Annotated in this window: 7 protein-coding genes; 4 read left to right on the top strand and 3 right to left on the bottom strand. The window is 56.3% G+C overall.

Features of this window, described 5'->3' with window-relative positions; all coding sequences use genetic code 11:
- Positions 1–246: 246 nt before the first annotated feature.
- The 3 genes from RB620_RS05735 to RB620_RS05725 all read right to left on the bottom strand — a co-directional run bounded on the left by RB620_RS05735 (position 247) and on the right by RB620_RS05725 (position 4796).
- Positions 247–2979, bottom strand: a complete 2733-nt coding sequence (locus RB620_RS05735) for a hypothetical protein (RefSeq protein ID WP_308092637.1) — start codon at positions 2977–2979, stop codon at positions 247–249.
- Positions 2980–3184: 205 nt separating this feature from the next.
- Positions 3185–3889: a purine-nucleoside phosphorylase gene (gene deoD / locus RB620_RS05730; RefSeq protein WP_308092635.1), complete on the bottom strand. Its 705-nt coding sequence runs from the start codon at positions 3887–3889 to the stop codon at positions 3185–3187.
- 190 nt (positions 3890–4079) lie between these two features.
- A complete protein-coding gene (locus RB620_RS05725) occupies positions 4080–4796 on the bottom strand; it encodes a Crp/Fnr family transcriptional regulator (RefSeq protein ID WP_308092634.1) in 717 nt (238 codons plus the stop codon).
- A gap of 136 nt (positions 4797–4932) precedes the next feature.
- On the opposite strand from RB620_RS05725, the gene deoB reads away from it, so the two are divergent.
- Genes deoB through RB620_RS05705 form a run of 4 tightly spaced genes read left to right on the top strand, consistent with a single transcriptional unit; the run spans position 4933 to position 9899 of the window.
- Positions 4933–6171, top strand: coding sequence for a phosphopentomutase (gene deoB, locus RB620_RS05720; RefSeq protein WP_308092632.1), 1239 nt, complete (start codon positions 4933–4935; stop codon positions 6169–6171).
- A gap of 13 nt (positions 6172–6184) precedes the next feature.
- Entirely contained in the window at positions 6185–7243 is a 1059-nt protein-coding gene (locus RB620_RS05715) for a BMP family lipoprotein (RefSeq protein ID WP_308092630.1), read from the top strand.
- 60 nt (positions 7244–7303) lie between these two features.
- On the top strand, positions 7304–8845 hold the full coding sequence (locus tag RB620_RS05710; protein ID WP_308092628.1) for an ABC transporter ATP-binding protein: 1542 nt from the start codon (positions 7304–7306) through the stop codon (positions 8843–8845).
- Positions 8832–9899, top strand: a complete 1068-nt coding sequence (locus RB620_RS05705; protein WP_308092626.1) for an ABC transporter permease — start codon at positions 8832–8834, stop codon at positions 9897–9899. The genes RB620_RS05710 and RB620_RS05705 overlap by 14 nt, the downstream gene beginning before the upstream one ends.
- The last annotated feature ends 3 nt before the right edge of the window (positions 9900–9902 follow it).

Raw genomic sequence — 9902 nt, 5'->3', positions numbered from 1 at the left:
ACTGCATAGTAACAGCTCCTTTTGCTATGTAGCTCTGAAAATGGTTGTGTTCTTACTTCCCATTTTTAACCTACGACGTGAAGCACATACGGGGCTGTTTTTACGTTCATCATAGCTAGATCATCGAATGGAATGGTTACGGAATTTCAGATCGATATACAGGTTAATCGAAGAATAGGGGACGCCCCGCAGATGCGCGTCCCCTCTTTCGTTTGGCTGGCAGGGCCTTCATGGATCGCGATGGCGTCAAAGCTCCAATTCGTCCCGAATAACGAGCCCGTCGTAGCCCGGAAGCAATTCATCCGATTCCCAGCGCTCCGTCTCCAGCGTGCCAAAGTCATGGAACGACCATTCATGGCCTACGAGCTTGAGAGTGGCTTCCAGATGTGCGGCTTTGCCGATGGCGTAGATCAAATTGAACATAAACGTAACGCGCACGGTATCGGGCCCGATGAACTCGGCGCCGATCGCCGGCCATGGGAAGGCGCGGCTTGGATTCCCCTCCGCCGCGTAGCCCGCGAAATCTTGCTTCATGCGCTGGAATCCGGGATTGCTCCACGCCTGATCGGTGAATAGCTCACGCAGCTTATCTTCGTTCATCGGGCCATCCGGCGGCCACTCGCTTTCGGTCAGACCGAGCGCCCGCGACAGAAGCAAGGCGCTTCGCTGCGTGATGGCCCGCAAAGCCGCATCTTCCCTCTCTCTGCTCGTTGCCGCGGCAAGGGTAAGCGTTCGGCTTGCCAGATCGGGCTTCCATGCCAGCTCGTAATGTCCGTCCCCGAGCATGGCGTGCGTCGTTATCGCGTCTCCGTCGCCAATGATCGGAGTATGCTGAAGGATAACGCTGTCTGGGGTCGTTGCCAGACCCGAAGGCATCTCGTATGAGAACGTCAAAGGGAAAGCTTCGCCTTGTTTCGTCACCGCATAGGCATATAGGGGACTCGTGGTTCGGTCATGCCCTTGCGAGAAAGAGTACTGCCGTGTCTGAAAAAACAAGAGATCGTAATCCGGGAAGGACATCCGGTGCATGCGGCCGACTTCGCCATCCTGCAGCAGCTCCAAGTTCCGCAGGGGAGGCAAAGCTTTGACAGCTCCATCGGCATCCACAAATTCCACCTCGTAAGTGCCGTAATAGTTATAGCTGCCGCCGTCCCTCCGGCCAAACTCTCCAGGCAAAGCGCGCAGCCGCAGCTTGCCAAAGCGGCTCTCGCCTTCAGCACGTAGCGCGGTTTTTTCCAATTGTGCAATAGAGCTGATCGACTCCGTCCACCATTCGTTTGCACCAGCTTGCGCGAACGGCGAAGAAAGCAAAGCCAGGCCGTCATCCGTTTGCTTGTCTGCCTCCGCCGATAAAGGGGCATAACGCAGCGCCTGTTCTTGATTGTCCAATTCCTTGTCCCAAACGACCAGCCAGTCATCGGTCACATGAAGAAGATCGTTGCTTTCGTTAAACCCTTCGAGGGCCAGACGCCTTCCATTTTCATCCCAGCCGTAAAGCAAAGCTCCGGCATACGTGTAGCTAGCCAGACGGAGCTTCTCGCCTTCTTGCCATAATCGGCCTTTCACGCTTGGCTCCCAGACCCGTCCGTTCGCTCGATCCAGCAAAAGGAAGGAAGCCGAATCATAGCCGTAATTGCCGCCGGCCCACGGGATGATCACGGGATCCGCCAACGCGGCTGTTTCCCTGACGGTTGTCAGGCTCCGCAGCTTGCCGTTCCGTACGTCGAACAACTTATAGGTCAGCTTTCCCTTCGCCCATTCCTCACCGTTCTGCTCAGGCCGGTACTCCTCGATTAAAGCATGATGTTCATCCGCCCATCCGAATACGCTCAATCGCCCGAACTCAGGCGCTTTCAGCTCTTGCTCCAACTTGCCGTCGCGATCGTAAAACCGAACCCCTTCGGCGAACAAATAATGGGCATTATCGTAATAGATGCCTAACGTGCGATCGCTCCGCGCATATTCCAGGAAAAATCGGCTGCTTTCGCCGTTCCACCGGATGCCCATATCCATGGGCATCAACGATTCGTTCATGTTGAACGAAGCGATCGTATCGAACCCGTCCGTATCGACAAGACGAAAGTCATTGCCGGTTATGATCTGATTCTCGTCTACCGACTGGTAGACGAATCGTTCCAGATCGGGAGACGGATAGAGGAGCTCGTGCGGCGGCTTGCTGCCCACATCGCCGTAGGCGGGATAGGGATCGGAGTTGACAAGGATTCTGCCTTCGCCTTCATTGCCACGACCCAACGAAAAGACCCACAGCTTCCCTTTGAAGCTGGTCACCATCAGCTTCGCGATAGATCCATCTGGACCGCGCAAGACATGATGACCCAAAATAAAGTCTTCTTTCGCCGCTTCATCCCGCAGGTTAACGCTCCAGAAGCGCGGAACTACCATCTCCAGCTCGCCCGTATGAATATTCAGACTGACCAGGCTATGGACAAGCAGCTCTTCTTCCGCCATCGCTTGCAGGAACAAGATCCGATCGCTGTCCAAAACAACTGCTTTCGAAAGGCCGGACCTGCCTTCGGCCGCCCCGGAATCGAATAGATGGAAGGAGGTCGCATCAGCCAGCTTCGGCCGAACGACAATGGCGTCGTAACGACTCGCCTCGCCTTCTCCCCGAGAGCGGCTAACGAAATGTACGATGGCATCGCCTGTCGTAACCGAATCATGCAGCTGGACATAGTGATCCTTGGCGAATGAGAGCCGGACCCCTTCCTCATCCATCGCGGCGACCCAAAAACGGTCCGTCATGGCAGCATCAGCCGCGGCTTCATTCTGGACAGTCTCCGGCACAAGCGCGGAGGCAGACTCAGCCGGCGCTTCAGCAGCCTCTTCAAGGGACCGGTTTGCCGCATCCGATTGCAAAAAAGTGCGATCTTCTCCTAACGATTTGTTCCATCCGGGCAATGCCAATAGGACAACAACCGCTAGCACGGTCGCGCTTATGGCCAGGGCAGACTTGCGCATGGGCACGCACCTCGTGATTCCCCAATCGGCGGGCAGCCAATCGGAAATTGTTCCATCATTTAACAAATAGACGCATGCGGCGGCGAATAGTTGCAAGGTTACAAGTGACAAGGCGAAGTCGCGGAAGCAGGATGCACGCGAAAAAAACGGATGAGGCCGATACGAGCCCCATCCGTTCATTCTATACCGCAATTATTGCGGTGGTTTACTTCGTTACGGTCTCAAGCGCAACCGTGATCATATCGTTAAACGTCGTTTGCCGCTCTTGCGCTGTCGTTTGCTCGCCCGTCAGAATATGGTCGCTGACGGTCAGCAGGGACAGCCCTCTTACCCCGAACTTGGCGGTCAAATAATAGAGCACCGCCGATTCCATCTCGACCGCGAGCACGCCATGCCGGCCGAGCTTCTCGAACGCGTCGTTGCTATCGGTGTAGAAGATGTCGGAGGATAAGACGTTGCCCACGCGAAGGGACAGACCTTTGCTAATGCCGATATCATGGGCCGATTTGATCAAATCGAAGTTTCCGATTTGCGGGAAGTCGTAGCCGGGAAACTCGTTCCGGATCATGGCCGAATTGGTGGCCGCCGCTTGCGCGATAATGATGTCGCGGATGCGGACGTCGTGCTGGATGGCGCCGCAAGTGCCGATGCGAACCAAATTTTGCGCTCCGTAATCGTTGATCAGCTCGTGAATGTAGATGGCAGCCGACGGCATGCCCATGCCAGTTCCTTGAACCGATACGCGCTTGCCGTTATACAGGCCCGTGAATCCGAGCATGCCCCGTACGTTGTTGTAGCAGACCGCGTTATCCAGGAAAGTCTCCGCAATGTACTTGGCGCGCAGCGGATCGCCGGGCAGCAGAACGGATTCCGCAATGTCGCCTTTAGCCGCTTCGATATGAAAACTCATCTGATCTCCCCCAATGGATTGGTATAGTCGTCCTTTGAAAACGCTTGAACGGAAACCATCATAGCATGCGCAGATTGGCGCGGTCTGTTAAAGAGCTTACCTCGTTTTTGTGATCAGGTTCACAAAACAAGCGTTAAATTGATAACGGTTTCATTTCCATTTGTTCGGTATAGTTGGTGCAAGACGCCCGCTAACGCTTGTACCATTTGCGGAGCTCGGGAAATTCCTCGGTGCCGTTGCAGATGACCTCCAACCGGTCCTTGGCGAGGAGATGAAAGTATTTGTCCCGAATGTCGATCAGCCCTTCATTCTGAAAGTCGCCCAGCGTCTTGGAGATCGATTCCCGGGTCACTCCGAGCATGCTTGCGATCAAGGATTGATTGATTTTTAAGTCAATTTTGAAACCGCTGTCAGACTGCGTCCCGAAATTATAGTAGAAATCCATAATCAAGTTGGCCACCTTGGCGCGCACGTCGTAGAAGGTCAAGTAGCGGATCTGGCGATTCAGCATCCGAATTCGCTCGACGAGAATGATGTACGCTTTGCGCAATACGGAAGGGTAACGATCCACGATATCCAGGAAGTCCTGACGGGACATTTGCCATACGGCGACGTTCTCGAGCGCTTCGATGGACGAAATGCGATGATGGTCGGGCGACAACGCCTCGACTTCGCCGACGATATCGCCGGGCATCGTGATGCTAAGGACGACTTCTCTTCCTTCATGCATGCGGTAGATCTTGATCATGCCGGAACGGATGATGTACACCTCGTCGCTCACGTCGTTCTCGAACATGAGAATATGGTTTTTTTTGAAATGGCGCTCTCTCAGCAACGGGGTGATTTGGGACAATTCCTCCTCGGGAATACCGGAGAATATCTGGATTTCTGAGAGGCTTGTAATCATGGCGTCCAATCCTTTCCTGTCCGTGTGACTGTGCCGTTCCATCCGCGGGCTGCGGCCGTTAAGTATTTATTTTGGCACAAGACGAAGCAAATATACCTTACTAAGATAGCAGCAATATTGAAAAGAGGGAAGCCATATGAGATTTGAACGCATCACCGTCATCGTTCTCGACAGCGTCGGCATCGGCGAGCTGCCGGATGCGGCGGCATTCGGAGACGAAGGCTCGCATACGCTGGGCCACATCTGCGAACGGGTGCCGGAGATCCGGCTGCCGAATTTGCAGAAGCTGGGCCTTGGCAACATTGCGAACCTTCAAGCGGTTCCCGCCGCGGAGCAGCCGCTGGCCGCCTACGGCAAGATGGCGGAGGTCTCGGTCGGCAAGGACACGATGACCGGGCATTGGGAGCTGATGGGGCTTAAGGTGGAATCCCCTTTCCAGGTATACCCGAACGGTTTCCCGGCAGAGCTGATCGAGATCTTCGAAGCGAAGACCGGCCGCAAGGTCGTAGGCAACAAACCCGCCTCCGGCACGGACATTCTGGACGAATACGGGGAAGAACAGCTCCAGACCGGCGCATGGATCGTCTATACGTCGGCCGACAGCGTCATGCAGATCGCGGCGCACGAAGACGCGATCCCGCTTGAGGAATTGTTCCGCGCCTGCGAGATCGCCCGGGAGCTGACGCTTCATGATCCTTACATGGTCGGGCGAATCATCGCCAGGCCGTATGTCGGCAGACCGGGAGCCTTCGAACGCACGCCGAACCGGCATGATTACGCACTGCAGCCCTTCGGGGCGACGGTGCTCGACCATCTGAAGCAAGGCGGGTACGAGGTTCGCTCCGTCGGGAAGATCAACGATATTTTCACGGGGATCGGCATTACGAAGTCATACCCGACCAAGAGCAACCTGGACGGCATTCGGACGACGATCGACCTGATGAAGGAAAGCTCCGGCGGGCTGATTTTCGCGAATCTTGTTGATTTTGACTCTTTATACGGCCATCGCCGCGATCCGCTCGGGTATGCGGCATGTCTGGAAGAGTTTGATCATTATATCCCTGAGCTTATGCGGCATACGGGCAACGGCGATCTGCTGGTCATTACGGCCGATCACGGGAACGATCCCACGTATCTGGGCACCGACCATACCCGGGAATACGTGCCGATTCTGATCTACAACCCTCGGTTCTCGGAGGCGGCAGGAAGCATCGGCATAAGAAACACGTTCGCGGATTTGGCCGCGACGATCGCGGACAACTTCGGGGTGGCGGAACTGGCTATCGGGACAAGCTTCCTCGACCGTTTAACGGCAATCGGCGACGACCGTACCGCAGCAGAAGCTCGGGGAAACAGCAAGGCCACTAGATCATAAGGGGGAAATCGCAATGAAAAAATGGATGAAAACGGCACTGCCTTTATTTCTCGTATGTGTACTGGTACTGACGGCTTGCGGCGGACAGAAGGGCAATAACGGAGCAGCGGGAGAAGGCGGGAACCAAGCCGCGCAAGGCGATTCAGGCGGCGAAGGGCTTAAGAAGCTGAAGGTCGGCATGGTCACGGATCTCGGAAGCGTCAACGACAAATCGTTTAACCAGAGCGCTTGGGAAGCGCTGCAGCAGCTGCAGAAGGATCATGGCTTCGATGTCAAATACCTGGAGCCGAAGACCGACGGCGACGTGGTGCCCAGCCTGAACCAATTCGTGAAGGCGGGCTACGACCTGACTTGGGCGACAGCGTTCACGCTGGCCGACGCGGTCAAGCAGCTGTCCGAAGAAAATCCGGACGCGAAGTTCGGCATCGTCGACTCCGACCTTGTCCTGCCGAACGTGGCAGCGGTGTCCTTCAAGGAGCAAGAGGGCGCGTTCCTCGTCGGCGTCATTGCGGGACTGACGACCAAGACGCAGAAGATCGGTTTTGTCGGCGGCATGGATATTCCGGTGATCAAGCGATTCGAAGCCGGCTTCCGGGAGGGCATCAAAGCCGTTAATCCGGATGCGAAGCTCATCGTCAACTACATCGGTTTGTTCAACCGCGTGGACATGGGCAAATCGGCGGCTTCCACCATGTACAACGACGGCGCAGATATTATATTCCACGCGGCGGGCTTGTCCGGCAACGGCGTATTCAACGAAGCGACCGAACGCAACAGCAGCGGCGGCAAAGTATGGGTCATCGGCGTCGACAAGGACCAATCCCTCACGTTCGGCGACGAGGTTACGCTGACGTCCATGATCAAGAAAGTAGACGAAGCGGTGTACCAAGTGTCGAAGAGCCTGGCGGAGGGCAGCTTCCCAGGCGGCAAAGTCACGCTGATGGGTCTGAAGGAGAAAGGCGTGGACATCGCGCCGACGTCGAGCAAAAACGTGCCTGCGGACGTACTCGCCAGAGTCGAGGAATACCGTGAAAAAATCATAAGCGGCGAAATCGTCGTGCCTGAGAAATAAGAGGATGCCGTCCCCTGCCGTGAGCCTTGCGGCAGGGGGCGGGAATAAGGAGGGTTCCGTGTGGTTCATGCAGATCATGTTTTGGAGCTGAAGGGGATCACGAAACGATTTCCCGGGGTTGTGGCGAACGATTCGATCGGCTTCGGACTGCGGCGCGGAGAAATTCATGCGCTGCTAGGAGAGAACGGCGCGGGCAAATCGACGTTGATGAGCATCGTGTTCGGATTGTATCAGCCGGATGAGGGCGAGATTCTCGTGGGCGGCAAGCCGGAGCGGATCGATAGTCCGAACAAGGCGATCGAACTTGGCATTGGCATGGTGCATCAGCACTTCAAGCTGGTCGAGACCTTCACCGTGACGGAGAACATCATTCTCGGGATGGAGCCGAAGCGCGGCGCGAGGGTCGACGGCAAAGGGGCGGCCAAGAAGGTCCGGGAGCTGTCCGAGCGCTACAAGCTGGACGTGGATCCCGAGGCGACGATCGACTCGATCAGCGTCGGCATGCAGCAGCGCGTGGAAATTTTGAAGACGCTTTATCGCGGAGCGGATATTCTGATCTTCGATGAACCAACGGCGGTGCTGACGCCCCAGGAAATCGTCGAGCTGCTGGACATTATGAAACGTCTGGTCGCGGAAGGCAAGTCGATCATTCTCATTACCCACAAGCTGAAAGAGATTATGGAAATCGCCGATACGTGCACGATTATTCGCCGAGGCAAGGTCATCGAGACCGTAGAGGTCGCTTCGACGAACCCGCAGCAATTGGCGGAGAAGATGGTCGGGAAAGTCGTCAACTTGGCAACGGAAAAACAAGCGGCAACACCGAAAGACGTGTACCTGGAAGTGGAAAATATCGTCGTTCACGGCGATAACGGCAAACAGGCGGTGAACGGCCTCTCCTTCTCGGTGCGGGCAGGCGAGATCGTAGGCATCGCCGGCGTGGACGGCAACGGCCAGACGGAGCTTATCGAAGCCATTACCGGGATGAGGCCGGTCCGATCCGGCGATATCCGGCTGCTAGGCGCCAGCATCGCGAATCATTCGCCGCGCGCCATCTCCGAACGCGGAATCTCGCATATTCCGCAGGATCGGCATAAACATGGACTTGTCCTTGACTTTACGGTCAGTGAAAATACAATCCTGCAAACCTATTATCGTCCGGGCATGAATCGGTTCGGACTTATCGACGCCGAGGCAAGGGATGGCATGGCGGCGCGTTTGGTCGGCGAATTCGACGTTCGTACGCCCGGCATCGGCACGAAGGTGCGATCCATGTCGGGAGGCAATCAGCAAAAGATCATTATCGCCAGGGAGATCGACAAGGATCCGGTCGTGATGCTTGCGGCTCAGCCGACAAGGGGCCTCGACGTCGGGGCGATCGAATTCGTGCATAAGCAGCTTGTCGCGCTGCGCGATCAGGGGAAAGCCGTGCTGCTCGTTTCATTCGAGCTGGAAGAAATCCTGAACGTGTCCGACCGCATTCTGGTCGTATCCGGCGGACATATCGTCGGCGAGACGACGCCGGAAACAACGAACGACCAAGAGCTCGGCTTGATGATGGCGGGCAAGCGGGAAGGGGGCATTCTTCATGATGAAACCTAGATATACGCTCGATCTTCGAACCTTCGTCATACCCGTCGTCGCGATTGGCCTCGGGCTCTTCATCGGCGCGATCATCATGCTGATCGGCGGGTACGATCCGCTATTGGCTTACGGTTCGCTGCTTACGAAGATTTTCGGTGGCAGCTACGATATCGGGGAAGCGCTCAGAAGCATCGTTCCGCTCGTTATGTGCGGCTTAGCCGTCGCGATCGCGTTCCGGAGCGGACTGTTTAATATCGGGGTGGACGGGCAGATCGTCATGGGCTCGCTCGGCGCGTTGATCGTGGGCACGCAGCTTCAGCTGCCGCCTTTCCTTCATGCACTCGCTGCGATCGTGTTCGGCGCGTTGCTCGGAGGACTATGGGGCGCCCTGGTCGGCTATATCAAAGCGAAGCGGGGCGTCAACGAAGTCATTACGTGCATCATGTTTAACTTTATCGCGCTGTACATTAGCCAGTACGCGATCCGTACGTTCATGCCCCAAGAGGGCACGCAGCGTTCTGCGCTTATCCACGACTCTGCGAGCATCCAGATCGGCTGGCTATCGGAGCTGATGGACGGCGCGCGCATTCACTGGGGTTTCCTGATTGCGATTCTTGCGGTTATTTTCTACTACTTCTACGTGGACAGAACCAGATGGGGGTATGAGCTGAGGACGGTCGGATTTAATCCGGATGCGGCCAAATACGCGGGCATGAAGGTTCAGGGCGTTATCGTGCGCACGATGTTCATCTCCGGCCTGTTCGGCGGCCTGGTCGGCACCTTCGAGGTGCTCGGCGTGTTCAAATACGTCGCGATCAGCTCCGTGACATCCGGACTCGGCTTCGATGGCATCGCGGTCGCCTTGCTCGGCGGGAACGGCGCGATCGGCGTTCTCTTCTCGTCCGTCCTGTTCGGGGCGCTTACCTACGGCTCGCAAGGGATGAGCTTCGGCGCCGAGGTGCCCGGGGAAATTATCCGGATGGTCATCGCCATTATTATCTTTTTCGTGGCGGCCCCGGGAATCGTTAAGCTGTTGTTCCGTCCGTTCGGACCGAAAGCGAAGAAGGAGTGATAA

The organism is Paenibacillus sp. LHD-117 (assembly GCF_030929555.1).
Taxonomy (GTDB): domain Bacteria; phylum Bacillota; class Bacilli; order Paenibacillales; family Paenibacillaceae; genus Pristimantibacillus.
The sequence above is the reverse complement of the archived record's forward strand: the minus strand, read 5'-3'. Positions and strand labels throughout refer to the sequence as shown.